Source organism: Geodermatophilus normandii (assembly GCF_003182485.1).
Taxonomy (GTDB): domain Bacteria; phylum Actinomycetota; class Actinomycetes; order Mycobacteriales; family Geodermatophilaceae; genus Geodermatophilus; species Geodermatophilus normandii.
On sequence record NZ_QGTX01000001.1, the window covers coordinates 767,758 to 787,845 of the forward strand.

Genomic DNA, 20,088 nt, shown 5'->3' on the forward strand with positions numbered 1-20,088 from the left:
CGGGCGCCGCCGGGGAACGGGTCACCGGCCGGAGCCGGCGACCCGCAGGCCCAGCCCGAGGAGGACCGCGCCGCTGACGCCCTCCAGCCACGTCCGCACCCGCGGACGGCGGAACCAGGCGCCGGCGCGCGCCACCCCGGCCGCCAGCGACAGGTACAGCACCGTCTCCAGCGCCACCTGCACGAGCGCGAGCACCGCGGTGGTGGCGAACAGCGGCCGGTCCGCGGGCACGAACTGCGGATAGAAGGCGATCATGAAGACCGCGGCCTTGGGGTTGGCCAGCTGCACGACGACGCCCTCGCCGAAGCCCGCCCAGCCGCCGCGCCGCGGTGCCGGGAGGGCCAGCCCCCCGGACCGGCCGGCGCGCCGCTCGCGCCAGGCCGCGCGCAGCGCCTGGACGCCGAGCCAGCACAGGACCGCGGCTCCGACGACCCGCAGGACGAGGAACGCCGCCTCGGAGGCGGCGACCAGGCCGGCGAAGCCCGCCGCGGCCAGCAGCGCCCAGGCGTAGAGCCCGAGCTCCAGGCCCAGCACCGTCGGGACGGCGGCGCGGTACCCGCCGAGCGCGGCGCGGCGCAGGACCAGGGCCATCGCCGGCCCCGGGGACGCCGCGACGAGCACGACGGCGACCAGGAACGCCGGCCACGAGGGGATCGCGTCCACGCCGCGGATGGTGGCACCGGGCCGCGGGGCGGTCGACCGCGTTACCGCAGCACGGCGTCCAGGAAGGTCCCCACCCGCTCCCGCAGCTCGGCGGCGCGCTCGTCGGCCACCTCGGCGGGGTCGCGCTCGCGCAGCCACGGCGGGATCTCGGTGCGCGCCCGGGCCGCGCAGCCGAGGTCGGCGCACACGTAGGTGCCCACGGTGTTGCCGTTGCGGCCGGCCTCCCCGGCCCGCCTCGCGGTGAACAGCGAGACGGCGTCGCCGGACTGCGCGGACTGGCACAGCAGGCACATGACCGTGCGGCGGGCCGACATCCTCGTGTCGGCCGCGCGCAGCGCCACGCCCACCGGCCGGCCCTCCCGCTGGACGACGAGGTAGCCGCGCAGCGGCGCCCTGGGGTCGCGCCAGCCGAGCACCTCGAGCTCGCCCCACGGCAGGTCGGCCAGGTCGCGCGGGAGGGTGGCGGAGCTCGCCTCGCCCTTCGAGCAGTTCACGAAGGAGCGCCGCACCTGCTGCTCGGTCATCGGTTCCACGAGGAGCCAGTGTCCGTTCCGGCACGGCTGCGTCTCAACCGGTTATCCAGGCGAGCGCCTCCTCCACCGTCGTCACCACCTCCACGCCGGCGGGCAGCGGCGGCCGGCGGACGAGCACGACGGGCAGCCCCAGCTGCCGGGCGGCGACCAGCTTGGCCTCGGTCATGTGGCCGCCCGAGTCCTTGGTGACGACGACGTCGACGCCGTGCTCCCCCATCAGCGCGGTCTCCTCGTCCACGGTGAACGGGCCGCGCGCCAGCAGCAGCACCGCGCCCGCCGGCAGCGGCTCGCCGGGCGGGTCGACCGCGCGCACGAGCACCCGTCCGGGCAGCGCGGCGAACGCGCCCACGCCCTGCCGGCCGGTGGTGAGGAAGACCGTGCCCGCGTCGTGCACCGCCCGCGCCGCCTCGGCCAGCGAGTCGACGTACGTCCACCGGTCCCCCGGCCCCGGCGTCCAGCCCGGCCGCTGCAACCGCAGCAGCGGGGTGCCCTGCCGGGCGGCCGCGGCCGCCGCGGAGGCGGTGATCCGGGCGGCGAAGGGATGGGTCGCGTCGACGACGGCGCGCGGCCGGTGGGTGGCCAGCCAGTCGGCCAGCCCGTCGGCGCCGCCGAAGCCGCCGACCCGCACCTCACCCTCCGGCAGCACGGGGTCGGCCACCCGTCCCGCGAGGCTGGAGAGGACGTCGACGCCCGCGCCCACGAGCGCCGCGGCCAGCCGCCGCGCCTCCCCCGTCCCGCCGAGGACGAGCACCTGCCCGCTCACGCGCGGCCGCCGGGGATCATGGGCCGGTGAGCAGGGACGGCGCCTCCGGGCTGCGGCACGGCTGGACCACCGGCGCGTGCGCGACGGCGGCCACCACGGCGGCCTACACCGCGCTGCTCACCGGCGAGTTCCCCGACCCCGTGACCATCGACCTGCCGAACGACCGGCACCCGTCCTTCGCGCTGGCCCGCGAGGGCATCGACGACGGCGGCGCCTGGGCCGGCGTGGTCAAGGACGCCGGCGACGACCCCGACGTCACCCACGGCGCGCTGGTCAGCGTGCGGGTGACGCACGGGCAGCCGGGCAGCGGCGTGGTCTTCCGGGCCGGCGAGGGCGTGGGCACGGTGACCAAGCCGGGGCTGCCGCTGGCGGTGGGCGAGCCGGCGATCAACCCGATGCCGCGGCAGTTCGTGCGCGAGCACGTCGCGGCGGTGGCACGGCGGCACGGCGGCAGCGGCGACGTCGTCGTCGAGGTGTCCATCGAGGGCGGTGCGGAGCTGGCGCGCAGGACGTGGAACCCGCGGCTGGGCATCCTCGGCGGGCTGTCGGTGCTCGGCACGACCGGCGTCGTCGTCCCGTACTCGTGCTCGTCGTGGATCGACTCGATCCGCCGCGGCATCGACGTCGCGCGGGCCGCCGGGCGCGAGCACGTGGCCGGGTGCACCGGCTCGACCAGCGAGCGGACGGTGCAGGAGCTCCACGGCCTGCCCGAGGACGCGCTGCTCGACATGGGCGACTTCGCCGGCGCCGTGCTCAAGTACCTGCGCCGCCACCCGGTGCCGCGGCTGACGGTCGCCGGCGGCATCGGCAAGCTCGCCAAGCTCGCCGACGGCCACCTCGACCTGCACTCCGGCCGCTCGCAGGTGTCCTTCGACTCGCTGGCCGCCCGGGTGGCCGGCGCCGGCGGTCCGCCGGACCTGGTCGCGGGCGTGCGGGGCGCGAACACCGCCCTCGACGCGCTGCGGCAGTGCCAGGCGGCCGGGCTGCCGCTGGGCGACCTGGTGGCCGCGGGCGCCCGCGAGACGGCGCTCGGCGTGCTGCGCGGAGCGCCGGTGGCGGTCGACGTCGTGGTGGTCGACCGCGCCGGCACGGTGGTCGGCCGCGCCTAGGAGCGGCACCGCGTCGTCGAGTAGAGGTGGCTGTCGGGGAACTGCCCGGCGGTCAGCACCGGGCCCACGACGACGACCGCCGTCCGCCTCACACCCGCGGCCTCGACCTGCTCCGCGATGTCGGCGAGCGTGCCCCGCAGCACCAGCTCGTCGTCGCGGCTGGCCCGGGCGACGACGGCGACCGGGCCGTCGGGGCCGTAGTGCTCGGCCAGCAGCGGGGCGAGCTCGGCCATCCGCTGCACGGCCAGGTGCAGCACGAGCGTGGCGCCGGTGGCGGCGTAGGCGGCCAGCTCCTCCCCCGGCGGCATCGGCGTCGAGCGGGCCGACGTGCGCGTGAGGACGACGGTCTGCCCGACGCCGGGCACGGTCAGCTCGCGCTTGAGCGACGCGGCCGCCGCGGCGAAGGCCGGCACCCCCGGGACGACGTCGTAGGGCACGCCGGCGGCGTCGAGGCGGCGCATCTGCTCGGCCATCGCGCTGTAGACGCTCGGGTCGCCGGAGTGCAGCCGGGCGACGTCGAGGCCGGCCTCGTGCGCGGCGACCAGCTCGGCGGTGATCTGGTCGAGGTCGAGGTCGGCGGTGTCGACCAGCCGGGCGCCGGGCGGGGCGGTGTCGAGCAGCTCGCGGGGCACCAGCGCGCCGGCGTAGAGGCAGACCGGGGCGCTGGCGATGACCCGCGCCGCCCGCAGCGTGACCAGGTCCGCCGCCCCGGGCCCGGCGCCGACGAAGAAGACGGTCACGAGGGGGCTCCCATCGCGCTAATGGCCGCTCACCACCGGGTCACCGACCAGATCGTCACCGGCATCGCGGGCTTCCAGCCGGTGAACGACCCGACCGGCTCGGCGCGCGACACCTCGATCCGCACCAGCTCGCCGCCGACCCTCGCGTGCCACTGGGCGAGCACCGCCTCGCTCTCCACCGTGACCGCGTTGGCCACCATGCGGCCGCCCACCGGGAGGGCGTCCCAGCAGGACTCGACCAGCAGCGGCGTGGTCAGCCCGCCGCCGATGAACACCGCGTCGGGCGCGCCGAGCCGCGACAGCACGTCCGGCGCGTGCCCGTGCACCACGCGCAGGTAGGGGACGCCGAGGCGGGCGGCGTTGCGGGCGATCCGCTCGGCCCGCTCGGCGGAGGCCTCCACCGCCACGGCGCGGCAGGTGGGGTGCGCGCGCATCCACTCGATGCCGATCGACCCGGCGCCGGCACCGACGTCCCACAGCAGCTGCCCGGGGACGGCGGCCAGGCGGGCGAGGGTGACCGCGCGGACCTCGGCCCTCGTCAGCTGACCGTCGGACTCGTAGGCACCGTCGGGCAGGCCCGGCGTGGTGGGCAGCGGCATGGTGCCTCGGTCGGCCCGGCACTCGACGGCGGTGACCACCAGCGCCGGCGCCGGCTGCGACCAGGTGGCCGCGGTGCCGGTGCGCACCTCCTCGTCGGGGCCGCCGAGCCCGCCGAGCACGGTGACCAGGCTCTGCCCGTAGCCGCGGCCGGCCAGCAGCGCGGCCACCTGCGCCGGCGTCTCGCCGTCGGATCCGAGCACCAGCAGCCGGCGGCCGGGCTGCACGTGCGGGTGCAGCAGCTCGATCGGCCGGCCGACCAGGGTGACCACCTCGGTGTCCTCGACCGCCCACCCCAGCCGCGCGCAGGCCAGCGACACCGACGACGGTGCCGGCAGCACCCGCACGCGGTCGGCGCCGAGCAACCGGGTCAGGGTCGTGCCGATGCCCGACAGCATCGGGTCGCCGCTGGCCAGGACCACCAGCGCCCGCCCCGCGTGCGCCTCGACCAGCCCGGGCAGCGCCTCGGTGAGCGGCGAGGGCCAGGGCACCCGTTCGGCGGGCACCTCGGCGGGCACCAGGTCCAGCTGCCGCGCGCTGCCCAGCAGCACCTCGGCGCGCTCGACCTCCGCCCGCGAGGTGGGCGCGAGCCCCTCCCAGCCGTCCGCGCCGATCCCGACGACGACGACCGGCGCGGCCGGGACCGCCGCCCTGGCCTCCTGGCTGGCCTCCTGGCCGGCCTCCTGGCCGGCCTCCTGGCCGGCCTCCTGGCCGGCCTCCTGGCCGGCCTCCTCCACCGTCCCGCTCACGCCGGCAGCTCACCCTCGGGCCCGGCCGCCTCGGCCAGCAGCCGCTCGCGCAGCTCCTCGGGCAGCCGGTCCACGTAGACGACGCCGTCGAGGTGGTCGACCTCGTGCTGCAGGCAGCGCGCCGCCATGCCGGTGGCCTCGATCGAGACCGGCCGGCCCTTCACGTCGACGCCGTCGACCCGGGCGCGGAAGGGGCGGGCCAGGTCGGCGTAGGGGCCGGGCACCGACAGGCAGCCCTCCTCGGTGACCTCCTCGGCCGGCTCGCCGTCCACCGGCGGCAGGACCGTCAGCCGCGGGTTGACCACGTACCCGACGACGTCCTCGCCGTCGGCGTCGGGGCAGTCGATGACGAACACCCGCGCGTCGACGCCGATCTGATTGGCCGCCAGGCCCACGCCGTCGGCCTCGCGCATCGAGGCGAACATGTCGAGCACCAGCCGGCGCAGCCGCTCGTCGAACTCGGCCACCGGGGTGCACGCGCGGTGCAGCACCTGGTCGCTGCCGTAGGTGACGATCGGCCGGGCGACGCCGTCGTAACGGCCGGGCAGACGCATGGCCGCGATCCTAGGAACCGCGCTCGGCAGGATGGACGCCGTGCTCCTCCGGCGAGATCCCCCGACCGCCCTCGGGCTCGCGCTCGGCGCCGCGGCCGACCTGGCCCTGGCCGACCCGCGCCGCCGCCACCCGGTCGCCGGGTTCGGCACGGTCGCCGCGGCGCTGGAGCGGCGGGTCTGGCGGGACGCCCGCGCCGCCGGCGCCGGGTACGCGGCGGTCCTCGTCGCGGGCGCGGCGACCCTGGGGGCGGCGACGGACCGCGCCACCCGCGACCGTCCGGGCTGCGCACCCTCGCCGTGGCGGCGGCCACCTGGGCGGTGCTCGGCGGCACCTCGCTGGGCCGCGCGGCGACGGCGATGGCCGGGGCCCTGGAGGCCGGCGACCTGCCCGCCGCCCGCGCCCTGCTGCCCACCCTCGCCGGGCGGGACCCGTCCGCGCTCGGAGCCGGGGAGCTGGCCCGCGCCACCGTGGAGTCGGTCGCGGAGAACACCTCCGACGCCGCCGTCGCCCCGCTGGTGTGGGGAGCGCTCGCCGGGCTGCCCGGCCTGCTGGGCTACCGCGCGGTGAACACCCTCGACGCGATGGTCGGCCACCGGTCCGCGCGGTACGCCCGGTTCGGCTGGGCGGCCGCGCGCACCGACGACGTCGCCAACTGGCTGCCCGCCCGGCTCACCGCGGCGCTGACCGTGGCCTGCGCGCCGCTGGCCGGCGGGTCGGCGGGCGCGGCGCTGCGGACCTGGCGCCGCGACGGCGCCGCCCACCCCAGCCCCAACGCCGGCCGCTGCGAGGCCGCGGCGGCCGGCGCCCTGGGACTGCGGCTGGGCGGGCGCAACGTCTACGGCAGCAGGGTGGAGGACCGGCCGGTGCTCGGCGACGGCCGGGCGCCGGACAGCAGCGACGTCACCCGCGCGGTGCGGCTCTCGCGCGCGGTGTGGCTGGCCGCCGCGGCCCTCTGCGTGGCCGGCCGAGCGGCGGGGAGCAGGGCCGCCCGCCGGCGCTGAGCGGGCCCCGCCGGTGCAGGGCGCCGCGCGGCGCGGGGAGCACCGGGAAGCCGGACGGGTCCACCCGGAGGTGGCTGGCCGGCGGGTCGGCCGGCCCGCGGCCACCGCGGACGGAGACGACGAGCGTGGCCACGGCGAGCCCGGCCATGGCGAGCAGGAGGAACAGGACGAGGACGGCACCAGGAGTCATGGCAGGAACAGTGGCACCATCCGGCCTGGACGGAAGCGGTCCAATCCGGCATGGTGGCCTGCATGCCACCGCAGCCCGATCAGTCCACCGCGGCGGAGCTGGCCGGCCTGGTCGGGCCACTGGGGAACCTGCCCGGACCGCGGTACGCCGCCCTGGCCCGCCGCGTCCGCGAGCTGGCCGCCCTCGGGCAGCTCCCGCCGGGCACCCGGCTGCCGGCCGAGCGCGACCTCGCCGCCGCGCTCGCGGTCAGCCGGGTGACCGTCGCCTCGGCCTACCGGCTGCTCCGCGAGGAGGGGCACGCCAGCACCCGGCACGGCGCCGGGACCGTCGTCGAGGCGCCCGCGGCCGACCCGGTGTGGACCACCCCGAGCACCGACCCGACGATCCTCGAGCTGGCGCACGCCGCTCCCGAGGCCGCGCCGCAGCTGTTGCCGGCCTACCGCGAGGCGCTGGACCGGCTGCCCGCGGTGGCCGCCGGCCACGGCTACGCGCCCAGCGGGCTGCCGGAGCTGCGCGCGGCGGTCGCCGACCGCTACACCGCCCGCGGCCTGCCCACCGACCCCGAGCAGGTCGTCGTCACCGCCGGCACCGGCGACGCCACCGCGCTGGTCCTCGAGACGCTGCTGCAGCCCGGCGACCGCGTGCTGGTCGAGCACCCCACCTACCCGGGGGCCCTGGCCATGGTCACCGCGGCCGGCGCCCGCTGCGTCCCCGTCGCCGTGGACGCCGGGGACCCCGACGCGCTGGTCGGCGGCGCCTCCATCGCGGTCCGGCAGAGCAGCCCCCGGATGGCGTTCCTCATGCCCGACTTCTCCAACCCCAGCGGCGCCCGGCTGTCCGCGGCCGGGCGCCGCCGCCTGGCCGCGACCTTGTGGCAGCAGGGCGTGCTGACCGTCGTCGACGAGGTCACCGCCGAGCTGTACCTCGACGACGGGCCGCTGCCGCCCTACGCCGCCGGGCTCCCCGACGCCGCGACGGTGACCGTCGGCGGGCTGTCGAAGGCGGTGTGGGGCGGGCTGCGGGTCGGCTGGCTGCGGACCGACGCCGCACTGGCCGCCTCGCTGGGCACCGCGCTCGGCCGGCGCCAGCTCTCCGTCGGCCTGCTCGACCAGCTCGCCGCCGCCGTCCTCGTGCGCGACCTCGACGCCGTGCTCGAGGGCCGGCGGGCGCTGCTGCGCGAGCGGCGCGACGTGCTGCTCGCCGAGCTCACCGACCGGCTGCCGGCCTGGAGCGCGCCGCGCCCGCGCGGCGGCCTGTCGGTGTGGTGCCGCCTGCCGCCGGGGAGCAGCTCGGCCGCGCTGGTCGCCGCCGCCGCGCCGCTCGGGCTGGTGCTCGCCGAGGGCCGCGCCTTCGGCACCGGGACGGCCTTCGACGACCACCTGCGGCTGCCGTTCACGCTCCCGGCCGCCGACCTGCGCACCGCCGTCGCCGGGCTCGCCGCCGTCGACGCCGCGCTGCGCAGCGGTCCCGCGGTGCGGTCCCCGGCGCGGCCGGTGACCGTGGTCTGACCGGTCCCGGGCGATCCGTCCCGACGGCTCGCGCGCACCGGGGACGGCGACTAGCGTCGGTGTGGTCCCGAGCGGCCGGGCTCTCCCGGCAGATCCGCAGATGGTCGAACAGCCGGCTGCGCGGCGCTCCCCCCGGGCCCCGCCCGGAGCGCGTCCACCGGAGCTCGTCATGACGTCCACCCAGTCACGAGTCGCCCCCCGTCCCCACCCCACCTCGGGGCGGGCCACGGCCGCCCCGTCCCTGCCGCGCCCGCCCGCCCCGTCGCCGCTGCCCGTGCGGCGGACCCGGGTGGCCGGTCGGTGGCGCTACGACCGGCAGAGCGGCGACTGGTGGTGGTCGCCGGAGATGTCGGCGCTCTACGGCCTGACCGCCGACGGCCGCCGCCCCTGCACCGAGGTCCTGGTCGCCGCCGAGCACCCCGACGACCGACCGCGCACGATCGACGCCCTCTCCGCCGCGGTCACCGGTGCGGAGGGGTTCTGCCTTCAGATCCGCCTGCTGACCGACGGCGGCGAGGTGCCCGTCGTCTTCATCGGCGAGCCGCAGCTCGACGACGAGGGCCGGGTGACCGCGGTCGAGGGCCTGGTCGTGGAGGCCCCGCGGCCGGCCGAGGACCGCGTCTCCGCGCTGGAGACCGAGGTGGCGCAGCTGCGCACGGCGATGGCCGGCCGGGCGCCCATCGAGCAGGCCAAGGGCGTGCTCATGCTCCTCACCGGGTGCGGCGAGCAGGTGGCCTTCGACCTGCTGGCGCACATCTCCAGCCACACCCACCGCAAGGTGCGCGAGGTCGCCGTCGACCTGGTCGCCTCGGCGTCGGGCCAGCGCCCGCTCCCGGCCGAGGTGCGCGCGATCCTGCGCGACGCCTGCCCGCCGGGGTCCGGGGGGCACTGACCCCGGAACAGGGTCCGCAGGGGAGGATGCCCGGGGCCGGACCGGCGAGCAGACGCCGGCCCGGCTCCTGGGAGGGGGCGGACGCGTGATCTACCTGCTCGCGCGGTTGCTGCTGCGGCCGCTGTTCCGGATCGTGTTCCGGCCCCGGGTGAGCGGGCGCCGGAACGTCCCGGCCACCGGGGCCTTCATCATCGCCAGCAACCACCTGTCGTTCATCGACAGCATGGTGATCCCGCTGTCGGCCCCGCGGCGGGTCCGCTACCTCGCCAAGCACGAGTACTTCAGCGGCCGCGGCGTGGGCGGGTGGGCCACCCGCACGCTGTTCACGGCGCTGGGCGCGATGCCGGTGCAGCGGGAGGCCTCCCGGGCCGCGCAGGAGGCGCTCGACACCGCGCTCGGCGTGCTGCGCGCCGGTGAGGGCTTCGGCATCTACCCCGAGGGCACCCGCTCGCGCGACGGCCTGCTGGCGCGGGGCAAGACCGGCGTGGCCTGGCTGGCGCTCACCGCCGGCTGCCCGGTCGTGCCGGTCGGTGTCGTCGGCACCGACCGCATCCAGCCGGTCGGCGCACGCTGGCCGCGCCCGCACCGCTTCTCGGTCACCTTCGGCGAGCCGATGACCTTCCCCGAGCACGCCGGCAAGGCGCGCAACGGCCCGGCCCGCCGCGAGGTCACCGACCGGATCATGGAGGCGATCGCCGAGCTCTCGGGCCAGGAGAAGGCCGGCTGGGGCGCTCCCCGTCCCGCCGCATGAGCGGCGCGCTCCTCGTCGCCGGGACGACGTCGGACGCCGGCAAGTCGGTGGTGACCGCGGGCATCTGCCGGTGGCTGGCGCGCCAGGGCGTGCGGGTGGCGCCGTTCAAGGCGCAGAACATGAGCAACAACTCGGTGGTGACCGCCGACGGCGCCGAGATCGGCCGGGCGCAGGTCATGCAGGCCGCCGCCGCCCGGGTCGAGCCCGAGGCCGCGATGAACCCGGTGCTGCTCAAGCCCGGCGGCGAGGACGCCAGCCAGGTCGTGGTGCTCGGCCGGCCGGTCGCCGACGTCACGGCGCTGTCCTACCGGCCGATGAAGGCGGCGCTGCTGGAGCAGGCGCTGGCGTGCCTGGCCGACCTGCGCAACCGCTTCGACGTCGTCGTCTGCGAGGGGGCGGGCTCCCCCACCGAGATCAACCTGCGCGCCGACGACATCGCCAACATGGGGCTGGCCACCGCCGCGGGGCTGCCGGTGGTCGTCGTCGGCGACATCGACCGCGGCGGTGTGTTCCCCGCCCTCTACGGCACCGTCGCGCTCATGCCGCCGGCCGACCAGCGGCTGGTCGCCGGGTTCCTGGTGAACAAGTTCCGGGGCGACGTGCGGCTGCTGCGGCCCGGCCTCGAGCAGCTCACCGCGCTGACCGGCCGGCCGACGCTGGGCGTGCTGCCCTGGCTGCCCGGCGCCGCGCTCGACGTCGAGGACTCCCTCGGCATCCCCACCGGCGTCTCCTCCGCGGGCCCACCGCACGGCGAGGAGGTGCTGCGGGTGGCCGTCGCGCGGCTGCCCCGGCTGTCGAACTCCACCGACGTCGACGCGCTGGCCACCGAGCCCGGCGTCCTCGTCCGGTTCGTCACCCGCCCCGAGGAGGCCGCCGACGCCGACCTCCTGGTGCTGCCCGGCACCCGGGCGACGGTGGCCGACCTGGCCTGGCTGCGCTCGACCGGGCTGGCCGGGACGGTGGCCCGCCGCGCCGCCGAGGGCCGCCCGGTGCTCGGCATCTGCGGCGGGCACCAGATGCTCGCGCGCACCGTCACCGACGACGTCGAGTCGCGGGCGGGGACGGTCGAGGGGCTCGGGCTGCTGCCCGCCGACGTCCGGTTCGCGCGGGAGAAGACGCTCGGCCGCCCGTCGGGCACCGCGCTCGGGCACCCGGTGCACGGCTACGAGATCCACCACGGCGTCGTCACCTACGACCGTGACTCGAGCCCGCCCACCCAGCCGTTCCTCGACGGCGGCCGGGCCGGGTCGGTGTGGGGCACCACGTGGCACGGGGCGCTGGAGAACGACGGCTTCCGCCGCGCGTTCCTCGCCGAGGTCGCCCGCGCCGCCGGCCGGCGGTTCACCCCGGCGCCGGACACCTCCTTCGCCGCGGTCCGCGAGCAGCGCCTCGACGCCCTCGGCGACCTGGTGGCCGAGCACGCCGACACCGACGCGCTCTGGCGGCTGCTCGAGGGGGGGCCGCCGGCGGACCTGCCGCTGCTGCCGCCGGGGGACGCGCTCACCCCGCGCTGAGCGCCGCCTCCAGCCGCTCGCGGACGTCGTCGGGCCACGGCGTCGACACCCCGCCGGAGGTGCCGACGTAGGTGTTGCGGACGACGCAGCACACCCGTTCCCCCACGCGGACGGTGAACCGCACGGTCACGCTGGTGCGCCCGAGCCGCTCGGCCACGGCGTCGACGGTGACCGTGTCGCCCCAGCGGGCCGACGACGACCACTCCAGCGAGCTGGCCTTGACCACCGGATCGGTCGTGAGCTCGTCCCACGGCAGGCCGGTCGAGGCCCACCAGAGGGTCGAGGCCTCGTCCGCCCAGACGAGGTAGTGCGCGTTGAAGACGACGCCCTGCTGGTCGCACTCGACGAAGCGGACCGGGGAGCTCCACGTGACGGCCACAGGAGGCGACGCTAGCCCCGGCTACCGTGCTGCCCATGCACCACGACGGCGCCGACCCGGTCCTCGCCTCCTACCGCCCGCCCTCGCAGCTGGTGGTGGACAAGGAGATCGACCACCTCGACGTCCACTGCCGCGCCTTCATCGGGCTCGCGCCCTTCCTGACGCTGTCCACCGCCGACGCCGACGGCTGGCCCGAGATCTCTCCGCGCGGCGGCGACCCGGGCTTCGTCAAGGTGCTCGACGAGCACCGGCTGGTGCTGCCCGACCGGCAGGGCAACAACCGGCTCGACAGCCTGCGCAAGGTCGCGGTCAACCCGCGGGTGGCGCTGCTGTTCTTCGTGCCCGGCGTCGAGGAGACGCTCAAGGTGTTCGGCACCGCGGAGCTGCTGGCCGCCGACGCACTCGACGTCGACCTCACCGAGTTCGGCCGGGCGCCGCGCTCGGTGCTGGTCGTGACCGTCCAGCGCGCCTACCTGCAGTGCGCCAAGGCGGTGATGCGCTCGGGCCTGTGGGACCCGGCCAGCCGCATCGACCGCGACGCCCTGCCGCCCTTCGGCACGATGATCCGTGACCACTGCCGGCTGGAGTCGCCGCTGCCCGACGACGCCACCATCCGCGCGGAGCTGGCCCTGGAGCTCTAGTCCTGTCGGCGGGCCCTGCCAGGCTGCGCCGCATGGCGACCGACTTCCAGGTGACCGTGGACTGCGCCGAGCCGCACGTGCTCGCCGACTGGTGGGCCGAGGCGCTCGGCTGGCGGGTCGAGCCGCAGGACGAGGCGTTCATCCGGCGCACGGTCGAGGCCGGGCACGCGACCGAGGCGCAGACGACGACGCACCGCGGCCGCCTCGTGTGGGCCACCGGTGCGGCGATCACCTCACCGGACCCGGACCGGCCGCGGGTGCTCTTCCAGTCCGTGCCGGAGGCCAAGACGGTCAAGAACCGCGTGCACCTGGACCTGCGGGTGGGCGACGAGCGGCGCGAGGCCGAGGTGGCCCGGCTGACCGGCATGGGCGCCACCGAGCTGTGGCGCGCCGCCCAGGGCCCGTTCTCGTGGGTGACGATGGCCGACCCCGAGGGCAACGAGTTCTGCGTCGCCTGACGCCGGGTGGCTGCCGTGCCCCCCGGGGTTCAGACCGGGAGGTCGCGGGCCAGGCGGCGGGAGTCCACGGTGCGCTGCACCAGGCGGCGGGCCCGGCGGCGGCGCGGTCGGCCGCCGCTGCCGAGGTATCTCGCGTCCTCCACCAGTTGGAAGGCGGCGAGCACGCTGGCGCGCGGCTCGCGCGCCAGCGGGATCGTGGCGACGACGGGCTGGGCCGAGGTCATGGGAGCCCCCCTCTCCCGGGACGCGGTGGCTGCGCGTCCCGTGACGCAATGGTGCCCAGGAACGACTCTCCGGAACCAGAACCGGGTCGAATAGGTACCGATGTGACGAACGGGACTGGTGTGACGGCATGTCGCCCGGCCGGTCCGTACCGTGCGCCCATGGCCCGCTCGCGCCGTCTCGTCGACGCCGTCCTCTCGGTGCTGCGCGCCGCCACCGCGCCGGCCGCCCGCCGTTCCCCCGCGCGGCCCACGGCCCGGCGCACCGCGCGGCGCACCGCGCCCGCCCGGCGGGCGCCGTCCGGCACCGGCACCGATGTCGACGTCGACTACCGCCCCTGCGCGGACGGCCGACCCGACCCCGGTGAGGTGGTCTGGGCCTGGGTGCCCTACGACGAGGGCGACGGGCGCGGCAAGGACCGCCCGGTGCTCGTCATCGGGCGCCGGGGCGGGGACCTGGTCGGGCTGATGCTGACCAGCAAGGACCACGACCGCGACGCCGACGACGAGGCGCGGCACGGCCGCAGCTGGATGGACGTCGGCACCGGCGGGTGGGACCCCCGGGGCCGGCCGAGCGAGGTGCGGCTGGACCGGCTGCTGCCCCTCGACCCGGCGGGGGTGCGGCGGGAGGGCGCGGCACTGGACCGGGCGCTGTTCGAGCGGGTGGTCGAGGCCGCCCGGCGCACGCAGGGCTGGTGAGGGCTCAGGCGGGAGCGGCCGCGGCCAGCCGGCGCTTGGCCAGGGCGATCGGCAGCTGACCGGCGAGGGCCGGCAGCACCCAGGCGACCGGGTTCCCCGTCGCGGCGACCAGCAGGCCGGTGGTCAGCGCGATGTAGGAGCCGCCCAGCAGGTGCGGCTGCAGCGTCCGCCAGTGCGGCCAGCCGCGCCTGCGGGCCACGGCGCCGGTGCCGGCGAGGGCCGCGCTGAGCACGCCGACTCCGACCAGCCACCCGAGTCCCGGCGCGGTCAGCGCCAGCGCGCAGCCGGTGACGGCCACCGCCCCGACGGCGGCCAGGTAGGCGGTCGCCGTCGCCGTCCCCCGCCGCCCGCCCAGGCGCAGGAGCAGCCACAGCGGACCGAGCAGCAGGCCGGCCGTGCCGGCCGCGACGTGCAGGAGCAGCACCGTCTCGCGCATGCGTCCACGGTGGCCGTGCGGCGGGACGCCGCGGCAGTGCCGGCCGTCACCGGCCGCCGGTGACGGCTGTCAGTCGGCGGGGTGCTCGTCACGGTCGGGCTGCCGGACCGGCGGGCGCAGGTGGTAGACGCCGGCCGCGCCGGGCAGCGGCTGCAGGTCGTAGCGGGAGACGACCTTGGGGCCGCCGTGCAGGTGCACGTGCGTGACCGTGGGCAGCGGGGCGCCGTGCCGGGCGGCGCGGACCTCCACGCGCCCGTCGAGGGGGCCGCCGACGAACAGCAGGACGGCGTCCTGCTCGTCGCTGCCGGCCTCCACCAGCGCAGTCTCCACGTCGGACAGCTCCGTCTCCTCCCTCGGCGCACGGCTCACCCGGACGAGGGTAGGCGTCGCGCGCTCGCGGTCAGGCCGGTCCGCGGCGCAGCCTGCCGGCGATGAGCGGTGCGGCGAGCAGCATGACGAACAGCCGCAGCACCTGGACGGCGAGCACGAACGTCGCGTCGGCGCCCGTGCCGGTGGCCGTGGCGAGGACCGCGTAGAGGCCGCCGGGCGTCGTCGCGAGGTAGGCGTCGAGCTCGCTGACCCCGGTGGCCGCCGACAGCACCACCCCGAGCCCCGCGCAGGCGAGGACCAGCCCGACGATGACGGCCAGCGCCGGCAGCAGGGCGCGGCCGACCGTGCGCAGGGCGGCCACGGTGAACCGCACGCCCACCTGCAGGCCGATGAGGACGAACGCGGCCGCCTCGACCGGGCCGGGCACGGTCGCACCGCCCGACAGCCCCCCGAGGTCCACCGCGGCGGCCACCAGGAGCGGCCCGAGCAGCGCCGGCACGGGCAGCCGGACCAGCCGGGCGAGCAGCACGCCGCCCCCGGCGCAGCCGGCGGTGACCAGGAGTCCGGCCGGCCAGCCCGGGGCGGCCTCCTCCGTGACGGCGGTCCCGGCACCGGGGTCGGCCCCGTAGACCGTCGTCGCCACGACCGGCATGGCGACGACGATGAGCACCACGCGCAGGTACTGCAGGACGGCGACCATGCGGTCGTCGGCGCCGAGGTCGCGGGCCATCGCGGTGATCCCCGACGCCCCGCCCGCGATCATCGCGAACGCCCCGGTCACCGGGCTGATCCCGGGCTGGCGGCGCAGCAGCAGCCCGGCGCCGACGGTGAGCAGCAGCGTGGCCAGGGTGACGAGCACGACCGGCAGCCAGTCCTCGCCGAGCGCCGCCAGGGTCCCGGGGTCGACCAGCACCCCGATCGAGACGCCGACGACCGCCTGCGACGCGGCGACGGCGGGCCGGGGCACGCCGAGCGGCCGGCGCCCGGCCAGCCCCCGGACCAGGCCGGCGAGCAGTCCGCCGAACAGGGCGGCGGAGGGGACGCCCGCCCGGCCGAGCAGCCAGCCGGCCAGGGCGGCACCGGCGAGGACGAGGGCTGCGTCGGCGAGGAGGCGCGGATCCGGTCGGGGCCTCCTCACAGACCGGCGATGCGGCGCAGCTCGGCGACGTGGGCGTCGAACGCGCGCCGCCCGTCCTCCGTGAGCGCCAGGCTGGTCCGCTGGCGCGCGGCCACGGTCGCCTTCCTGACCTGCACGTAGCCGGCCTCCTCGAGCTGCTTGACGTGCTTGGACAGCACGGAGTCGCTGACGCCGACCCGGTCGCGCACGGCGGCGAACTCCATCGTGTCCACGGCGGCGAGCAGTCCGCAGATCTGCAGCCGCGGCGGCGGGTGGATCACCGCGTCGAAGTGCGGCGCCACCGCGGTCACAGCCCGCTCCCGCTGCGCAGCTCGGCCACCCACCGGCGGCTCCACACCCGGCTGAGCACGCCGGCGGCGACCCCCAGGACCGCACCGGCCACCACCATGACCCAGTGCCGGCCGGCGCCCTCCGCGAGCAGGAACGCGGGCACCAGGACGACCAGGACGACCACCGCCCACAGCGCGACGAACCGCGGGGGCGCGGTGACCCAGACGCCGGTGATCCGCCGGTAGGCCGCCACCAGACCTCCCAGGCCGGCGCCGAAGAGGACCAGCGCCGGGAGCGTCACCCAGGGGGAGTCCGCGGCGTAGGACGCCAGGAAGCCGAAGAGCAGCAGGCCGAGCGCGACGTCGTACCACCACGGCTGCAGCACCCGGTCGGCCAGCGCCTCCCGGTCGGCCCGCAGCGCGGCGAGCTGCGCAGCCGCCTCCGCCGATCCGGGGTGCCGGTCGCCGGCGCTCACAGCCCGCCCCGCAGCTCGGCGACGTAGAGGCGGGCCCACCAGCGGCTGACCAGCACGAGGCCGGCGCCGATCACCACCCCGGCCACCACCATGGCCCCGCGCACCTGCATGAGGAACTCGGCCACCGCGCCCGCGGCGAGGACGACCGCGTAGAGCACCGCCCAGGCGCGGATCGCCCGCTGCGTCGCCCCCGGCCGCAGCCCGCTCACCCACAGGCCGGTCCTCCGCCGGTACACCTGCACCAGCCCGAGGCCGCCCAGCGCGAGGACGACGAGGGCCAGGGTGATCCAGCGGGCGTCGCGGGTCGCGTAGCTGCTGACGAACCCGGCCACGAGCAGGCCGAGCAGCGCGTCGTACCACCAGGGCTGGACGACGCGGTCGGCCAGCGCGCTGCGCTGGTCCTGGAGGGCGGCGAGCTGCTCGGCCGCGGTGGTGCGGTCCGTGGTGCCGTGGCTTTCCATGTCGGAAAGTCTGGCCCGTCACTTTCCGATCCGTCAAGTCACCGCCCCGGCCTGTCGACCGCGCGTTCCGCGTGGTTGCATGGGCGCCGCCACAGCGACGGCAGTGGAGGAAGCCCGGTGCGACTCCGGCGCGGTCCCGCCACTGTGACCCGGCCACCCGGGGAGTCAGGAACTCCCGCCGTCGCCTCCTGCCACCTCCGGGCGTGGACACCCGGGGAGAGGATCCCTGCCGCATGACCTACCCCTTCGGTGCCGTCGTCGGGATGGACGACATGCGGCTCGCCCTGCTCCTCAACGCCGTCTCCCCCGCCATCGGCGGCGTGCTGGTGCGCGGCGAGAAGGGCACGGCCAAGTCGACGACGGTGCGCGCGCTGGCCGCCGTCCTCCCCTCCGTCGCCGTCGTCCCCGGGTGCCGGTTCGCCTGCGACCCCGCCGCGCCCGACCCGGCCTGCCCCGACGGCCCGCACGAGCCCGCGGCGCCCGCGCAGACCCGCCCCGCCCGGCTCGTGGAGCTGCCGGTGGGTGCCTCGGAGGACCGCGTCGTCGGCTCGCTGGACCTCGAGCGGGCACTCACCGAGGGCGTGAAGGCCTTCGAGCCCGGCCTGCTCGCCGCCGCACACCGGGGCGTCCTCTACGTCGACGAGGTCAACCTGCTGCACGACCACCTCGTCGACCTGCTGCTCGACGCCGCCGCCCTGGGCACCGCCTACGTCGAGCGCGAGGGCGTCTCGGTGCGGCACGCGGCGCGCTTCCTGCTGGTCGGGACGATGAACCCCGAGGAGGGGGAGCTGCGCCCGCAGCTGCTCGACCGGTTCGGGCTCACCGTGGAGGTCGCCGCGCCGCGCGACCCGGCGGTGCGCGCCGAGGTGGTGCGCCGGCGGTTCGCGTACGACGCCGACCCGGCCGGCTTCGGGACCGCGTGGGCGACCGAGGAGGCGACGCTGGCCGCGCGGATCGCCGACGCGCGCGCCCGCCTGCCGCGCGTCGTCCTCTCCGACGACGCGCTGCGCCAGGTCACCGCCGTCTGCGCCGCCTTCGACGTCGACGGCCTGCGCGCCGACCTGGTCACCGCCCGCGCCGCGATCGCGCACGCCGCCTGGTGCGGCCGCGAGGAGGTCACCGAGGACGACGTCCGGGTCGCCGCCCGCCTGGCGCTGCCGCACCGCCGCCGGCGCAACCCGTTCGACGCGCCGGGCCTCGACGACGACACCCTCGACCGGGCGCTGGAGGACTCGCGCCCCGACGACGACCCGCCGCCCCCCGACGGCCCCGGCGACGGCGGCGCTCCCCCGCCTCCGCGGGGTGACGACGCCGGCCCGGACGACGCCGGCCCGGACGACGCCGGCCCGGACGACGCCGGCCCGGACGACGCCGGCCCGGACGACGGCGGCCCGGACGACGGCGGCCCGGGTCCCCAGGAGGGTCGTTCCCGCGACGAGGGCTCACCGGAGAGCGGCGAGGAGACCCCGGGCGCGCCGGCGCGGGAGAAGGCCGCCGTCGCGCCGTCGGACCCGTTCCGCACCCGCCGGCTCGAGGTGCCCGGCACCGGTGCGGGCGCGGCCGGACGGCGGTCGAAGGCGCGAGCCGAGCGCGGGCGCGTGGTCGGCTCGGTCCGCCCGTCGGGGCCGGTGTCGCGGCTGCACCTGGTCGACACCGTGCTGGCCGCGGCACCGCACCAGGTGGCGCGCGGGCGCAGCGGCCCGGGGCTGCGGATCGCCCGCGAGGACCTGCGCCAGGCCATCCTCGAGGGCCGCGAGGGCAACCTCGTGCTCTTCGTCGTCGACGCCAGCGGCTCGATGGGCTCGCGGGCGCGGATGGGCGCGGTCAAGGGCGCGGTGCTGTCGCTGCTGCTCGACGCCTACCAGCGCCGCGACAAGGTCGGCCTGGTCACCTTCCGCGGCGGCGACGCCGAGTTGGCGCTGCCGCCCACCTGGTCGGTGGAGGCCGCCGCCGCCCGGCTGCGCGAGCTGCCCACCGGCGGCCGCACCCCCCTGGCCGCGGGACTGCTGCGGGCCGCGGAGACCCTGCGCGTGGAGCGGGTGCGCGATCCGCAGCGCCGGCCGCTGCTCGTCGTCGTCACCGACGGCCGGGCCACCGGCGCGCGCGGCTCCGACGCCCTGGGCGCGGCCCACGCGGCCGCCCGGCGGCTGGCGGCCGCGGGGACGGCGGCCGTCGTCGTCGACTGCGAGTCCGGGCCGGTGCGCCTCGGGCTGGCCGGCGTCCTCGGCACCGCGCTCGGGGCCACGACGCTCCGGCTCGAGGACCTGGCGGCGGAGTCGCTCGCCGCGACCGTGCGCAGCGTGCGAGAGGCGGCCTGACGATGCCCCAGGGACAGGTCGCCGTCGTCCCGCAGGACGGGCTGACGACGCGGCAGCGGCGCAACCGGCCGCTGCTCGTCGTGCACACCGGCGAGATGAAGGGCAAGTCCACCGCCGCGTTCGGCATGGCGATGCGCGCGTGGAACCAGGGCTGGTCCGTCGCGGTGTACCAGTTCGTCAAGAGCGCGAAGTGGAGGGTCGGCGAGGAGAGCGCGCTGACCGCGCTGGGCCGGCTGCACGCCGAGACCGGCGAGGGCGGCCCGGTGGTCTGGCACAAGATGGGCTCGGGCTGGAGCTGGTCGCGCCGCCAGGGCACCGAGGTCGACCACGCCGCCGACGCCGCCGAGGGCTGGGCCCAGATCAAGCGCGACCTCGCCGCCGAGGCGCACCGCTTCTACGTCCTCGACGAGTTCACCTACCCGCTGAAGTGGGGCTGGGTGGACGTCGACGACGTCGTCGAGACGCTGACGGACCGGCCGGGCACCCAGCACGTCGTCGTCACCGGCCGCGACGCCCCGCAGGCGCTGGTCGACGCCGCCGACCTGGTCGTGGAGATGACCAAGGTCAAGCACCCGATGGACGCCGGTCAGAAGGGCCAGCGGGGGATCGAGTGGTGAGCGTGCCGTCGGTCGTCCGCCCGGCGAGATCGGCGGTCTCGCACGCCTGCGCGCCTCGGACCGTGCGAGACCGCCGATCT

Annotated in this window: 25 protein-coding genes and 1 riboswitch; of the genes, 11 read left to right on the plus strand and 14 right to left on the minus strand. The window is 77.6% G+C overall.

Annotated elements, in window-relative coordinates; translation table 11 throughout:
• Positions 1–21: 21 nt before the first annotated feature.
• The 3 genes from JD79_RS03860 to JD79_RS03870 are packed head-to-tail and all read right to left on the minus strand — an operon-like array spanning position 22 to position 1,959.
• Positions 22–663, minus strand: a complete 642-nt coding sequence (locus tag JD79_RS03860) for a LysE family translocator (RefSeq protein WP_211307854.1) — start codon at positions 661–663, stop codon at positions 22–24.
• Between the two features lie 41 nt (positions 664–704).
• Complete coding sequence (locus tag JD79_RS03865; protein ID WP_245900308.1) at positions 705–1,187, minus strand: FBP domain-containing protein; 483 nt, start codon at positions 1,185–1,187, stop codon at positions 705–707.
• 43 nt (positions 1,188–1,230) lie between these two features.
• On the minus strand, positions 1,231–1,959 hold the full coding sequence (locus JD79_RS03870; RefSeq protein ID WP_110004460.1) for a cobalt-precorrin-6A reductase: 729 nt from the start codon (positions 1,957–1,959) through the stop codon (positions 1,231–1,233).
• A gap of 26 nt (positions 1,960–1,985) precedes the next feature.
• Between JD79_RS03870 and JD79_RS03875 the strand changes: the two genes are divergently transcribed.
• Positions 1,986–3,068: a cobalt-precorrin-5B (C(1))-methyltransferase gene (locus JD79_RS03875; protein ID WP_110004461.1), complete on the plus strand. Its 1,083-nt coding sequence runs from the start codon at positions 1,986–1,988 to the stop codon at positions 3,066–3,068.
• On the opposite strand, the gene cobM is transcribed toward JD79_RS03875, so the two are convergent.
• Genes cobM through def form a run of 3 tightly spaced genes read right to left on the minus strand, consistent with a single transcriptional unit; the run spans position 3,065 to position 5,708 of the window.
• Positions 3,065–3,808, minus strand: a complete 744-nt coding sequence (cobM, locus tag JD79_RS03880) for a precorrin-4 C(11)-methyltransferase (RefSeq protein WP_110004462.1) — start codon at positions 3,806–3,808, stop codon at positions 3,065–3,067. The genes JD79_RS03875 and cobM overlap by 4 nt on opposite strands.
• A gap of 29 nt (positions 3,809–3,837) precedes the next feature.
• Positions 3,838–5,154 (minus strand): precorrin-6y C5,15-methyltransferase (decarboxylating) subunit CbiE, encoded by a 1,317-nt coding sequence (gene cbiE / locus JD79_RS03885; RefSeq protein WP_245899643.1) that lies wholly within the window; start codon positions 5,152–5,154, stop codon positions 3,838–3,840.
• A complete protein-coding gene (gene def / locus JD79_RS03890) occupies positions 5,151–5,708 on the minus strand; it encodes a peptide deformylase (RefSeq protein WP_110004463.1) in 558 nt (185 codons plus the stop codon). The genes cbiE and def overlap by 4 nt, the downstream gene beginning before the upstream one ends.
• Before the next feature lie 297 nt (positions 5,709–6,005).
• Between def and JD79_RS03895 the strand changes: the two genes are divergently transcribed.
• From JD79_RS03895 to JD79_RS03915, 5 genes are all read left to right on the plus strand, one after another.
• Positions 6,006–6,710 carry a CobD/CbiB family cobalamin biosynthesis protein gene (locus JD79_RS03895; RefSeq protein WP_245899645.1) on the plus strand — a complete coding sequence of 235 codons (705 nt, stop codon included), beginning with the start codon at positions 6,006–6,008 and terminating at the stop codon, positions 6,708–6,710.
• Positions 6,711–6,962: 252 nt separating this feature from the next.
• Positions 6,963–8,408, plus strand: a complete 1,446-nt coding sequence (gene yczR, locus JD79_RS03900) for a MocR-like transcription factor YczR (protein ID WP_110007402.1) — start codon at positions 6,963–6,965, stop codon at positions 8,406–8,408.
• A 289-nt stretch (positions 8,409–8,697) separates the two neighbouring features.
• Positions 8,698–9,300: a PAS and ANTAR domain-containing protein gene (locus tag JD79_RS03905; RefSeq protein WP_146220381.1), complete on the plus strand. Its 603-nt coding sequence runs from the start codon at positions 8,698–8,700 to the stop codon at positions 9,298–9,300.
• An 85-nt stretch (positions 9,301–9,385) separates the two neighbouring features.
• On the plus strand, positions 9,386–10,051 hold the full coding sequence (locus JD79_RS03910) for a lysophospholipid acyltransferase family protein (RefSeq protein ID WP_110004465.1): 666 nt from the start codon (positions 9,386–9,388) through the stop codon (positions 10,049–10,051).
• Entirely contained in the window at positions 10,048–11,565 is a 1,518-nt protein-coding gene (locus JD79_RS03915) for a cobyric acid synthase (protein ID WP_110004466.1), read from the plus strand. Before JD79_RS03910 ends, JD79_RS03915 begins: the two co-directional genes overlap by 4 nt.
• On the opposite strand, the gene JD79_RS03920 is transcribed toward JD79_RS03915, so the two are convergent.
• Positions 11,552–11,944: an acyl-CoA thioesterase gene (locus JD79_RS03920; protein ID WP_110004467.1), complete on the minus strand. Its 393-nt coding sequence runs from the start codon at positions 11,942–11,944 to the stop codon at positions 11,552–11,554. The two genes, JD79_RS03915 and JD79_RS03920, sit on opposite strands and share 14 nt — an antisense overlap.
• A 35-nt stretch (positions 11,945–11,979) precedes the next feature.
• On the opposite strand from JD79_RS03920, the gene JD79_RS03925 reads away from it, so the two are divergent.
• Both JD79_RS03925 and JD79_RS03930 read left to right on the plus strand, forming a co-directional pair.
• Positions 11,980–12,585 carry an MSMEG_1061 family FMN-dependent PPOX-type flavoprotein gene (locus JD79_RS03925; RefSeq protein ID WP_110007403.1) on the plus strand — a complete coding sequence of 202 codons (606 nt, stop codon included), beginning with the start codon at positions 11,980–11,982 and terminating at the stop codon, positions 12,583–12,585.
• A 32-nt stretch (positions 12,586–12,617) separates the two neighbouring features.
• Positions 12,618–13,043 (plus strand): VOC family protein, encoded by a 426-nt coding sequence (locus tag JD79_RS03930; protein ID WP_110004468.1) that lies wholly within the window; start codon positions 12,618–12,620, stop codon positions 13,041–13,043.
• 29 nt (positions 13,044–13,072) lie between these two features.
• Here the strand turns inward: JD79_RS03930 and JD79_RS03935 are convergent, their stop codons facing one another.
• Positions 13,073–13,267 carry a hypothetical protein gene (locus tag JD79_RS03935; RefSeq protein ID WP_110004469.1) on the minus strand — a complete coding sequence of 65 codons (195 nt, stop codon included), beginning with the start codon at positions 13,265–13,267 and terminating at the stop codon, positions 13,073–13,075.
• Between the two features lie 159 nt (positions 13,268–13,426).
• On the opposite strand from JD79_RS03935, the gene JD79_RS03940 reads away from it, so the two are divergent.
• Positions 13,427–13,963, plus strand: coding sequence for a type II toxin-antitoxin system PemK/MazF family toxin (locus tag JD79_RS03940; protein WP_110004470.1), 537 nt, complete (start codon positions 13,427–13,429; stop codon positions 13,961–13,963).
• Positions 13,964–13,967: 4 nt separating this feature from the next.
• On the opposite strand, the gene JD79_RS03945 is transcribed toward JD79_RS03940, so the two are convergent.
• From JD79_RS03945 to JD79_RS03970, 6 genes are all read right to left on the minus strand, one after another.
• Positions 13,968–14,399, minus strand: coding sequence for a hypothetical protein (locus JD79_RS03945; RefSeq protein WP_110004471.1), 432 nt, complete (start codon positions 14,397–14,399; stop codon positions 13,968–13,970).
• A 69-nt stretch (positions 14,400–14,468) separates the two neighbouring features.
• Positions 14,469–14,768 carry a hypothetical protein gene (locus tag JD79_RS03950; RefSeq protein WP_245899647.1) on the minus strand — a complete coding sequence of 100 codons (300 nt, stop codon included), beginning with the start codon at positions 14,766–14,768 and terminating at the stop codon, positions 14,469–14,471.
• Positions 14,769–14,799: 31 nt separating this feature from the next.
• Entirely contained in the window at positions 14,800–15,867 is a 1,068-nt protein-coding gene (locus JD79_RS03955) for an AbrB family transcriptional regulator (RefSeq protein WP_110004472.1), read from the minus strand.
• The gene (locus tag JD79_RS03960; RefSeq protein WP_110004473.1) at positions 15,864–16,157 is read right to left on the minus strand and encodes a transcriptional regulator; all 294 of its coding nucleotides are present in this window, start codon (positions 16,155–16,157) and stop codon (positions 15,864–15,866) included. Before JD79_RS03960 ends, JD79_RS03955 begins: the two co-directional genes overlap by 4 nt.
• Complete coding sequence (locus JD79_RS03965) at positions 16,154–16,612, minus strand: hypothetical protein (protein ID WP_110004474.1); 459 nt, start codon at positions 16,610–16,612, stop codon at positions 16,154–16,156. Before JD79_RS03965 ends, JD79_RS03960 begins: the two co-directional genes overlap by 4 nt.
• Complete coding sequence (locus tag JD79_RS03970; protein WP_110004475.1) at positions 16,609–17,073, minus strand: hypothetical protein; 465 nt, start codon at positions 17,071–17,073, stop codon at positions 16,609–16,611. Before JD79_RS03970 ends, JD79_RS03965 begins: the two co-directional genes overlap by 4 nt.
• A 64-nt stretch (positions 17,074–17,137) precedes the next feature.
• Positions 17,138–17,270: riboswitch (cobalamin riboswitch) on the plus strand.
• A 36-nt stretch (positions 17,271–17,306) separates the two neighbouring features.
• Between JD79_RS03970 and JD79_RS03975 the strand changes: the two genes are divergently transcribed.
• On the plus strand, positions 17,307–19,391 hold the full coding sequence (locus tag JD79_RS03975) for a putative cobaltochelatase (RefSeq protein WP_110004476.1): 2,085 nt from the start codon (positions 17,307–17,309) through the stop codon (positions 19,389–19,391).
• Between the two features lie 2 nt (positions 19,392–19,393).
• A complete protein-coding gene (cobO, locus tag JD79_RS03980) occupies positions 19,394–20,008 on the plus strand; it encodes a cob(I)yrinic acid a,c-diamide adenosyltransferase (RefSeq protein WP_110004477.1) in 615 nt (204 codons plus the stop codon).
• Positions 20,009–20,088 lie beyond the last annotated feature (80 nt).

Excerpts from the sequence above, each read along its gene's own strand:
- JD79_RS03865 (WP_245900308.1), bottom strand. The coding sequence starts at position 1,187 with ATGACCGAGCAGCAGGTGCGGCGCTCCTTCGTGAACTGCTCGAAGGGC.
- def (WP_110004463.1), bottom strand. The coding sequence starts at position 5,708 with ATGCGTCTGCCCGGCCGTTACGACGGCGTCGCCCGGCCGATCGTCACC.
- yczR (WP_110007402.1), top strand. The coding sequence starts at position 6,963 with ATGCCACCGCAGCCCGATCAGTCCACCGCGGCGGAGCTGGCCGGCCTG.
- JD79_RS03915 (WP_110004466.1), top strand. The coding sequence starts at position 10,048 with ATGAGCGGCGCGCTCCTCGTCGCCGGGACGACGTCGGACGCCGGCAAG.
- JD79_RS03925 (WP_110007403.1), top strand. The coding sequence starts at position 11,980 with ATGCACCACGACGGCGCCGACCCGGTCCTCGCCTCCTACCGCCCGCCC.
- JD79_RS03930 (WP_110004468.1), top strand. The coding sequence starts at position 12,618 with ATGGCGACCGACTTCCAGGTGACCGTGGACTGCGCCGAGCCGCACGTG.
- JD79_RS03935 (WP_110004469.1), bottom strand. The coding sequence starts at position 13,267 with ATGACCTCGGCCCAGCCCGTCGTCGCCACGATCCCGCTGGCGCGCGAG.
- JD79_RS03940 (WP_110004470.1), top strand. The coding sequence starts at position 13,427 with ATGGCCCGCTCGCGCCGTCTCGTCGACGCCGTCCTCTCGGTGCTGCGC.
- JD79_RS03945 (WP_110004471.1), bottom strand. The coding sequence starts at position 14,399 with ATGCGCGAGACGGTGCTGCTCCTGCACGTCGCGGCCGGCACGGCCGGC.
- JD79_RS03970 (WP_110004475.1), bottom strand. The coding sequence starts at position 17,073 with ATGGAAAGCCACGGCACCACGGACCGCACCACCGCGGCCGAGCAGCTC.
- JD79_RS03975 (WP_110004476.1), top strand. The coding sequence starts at position 17,307 with ATGACCTACCCCTTCGGTGCCGTCGTCGGGATGGACGACATGCGGCTC.
- cobO (WP_110004477.1), top strand. The coding sequence starts at position 19,394 with ATGCCCCAGGGACAGGTCGCCGTCGTCCCGCAGGACGGGCTGACGACG.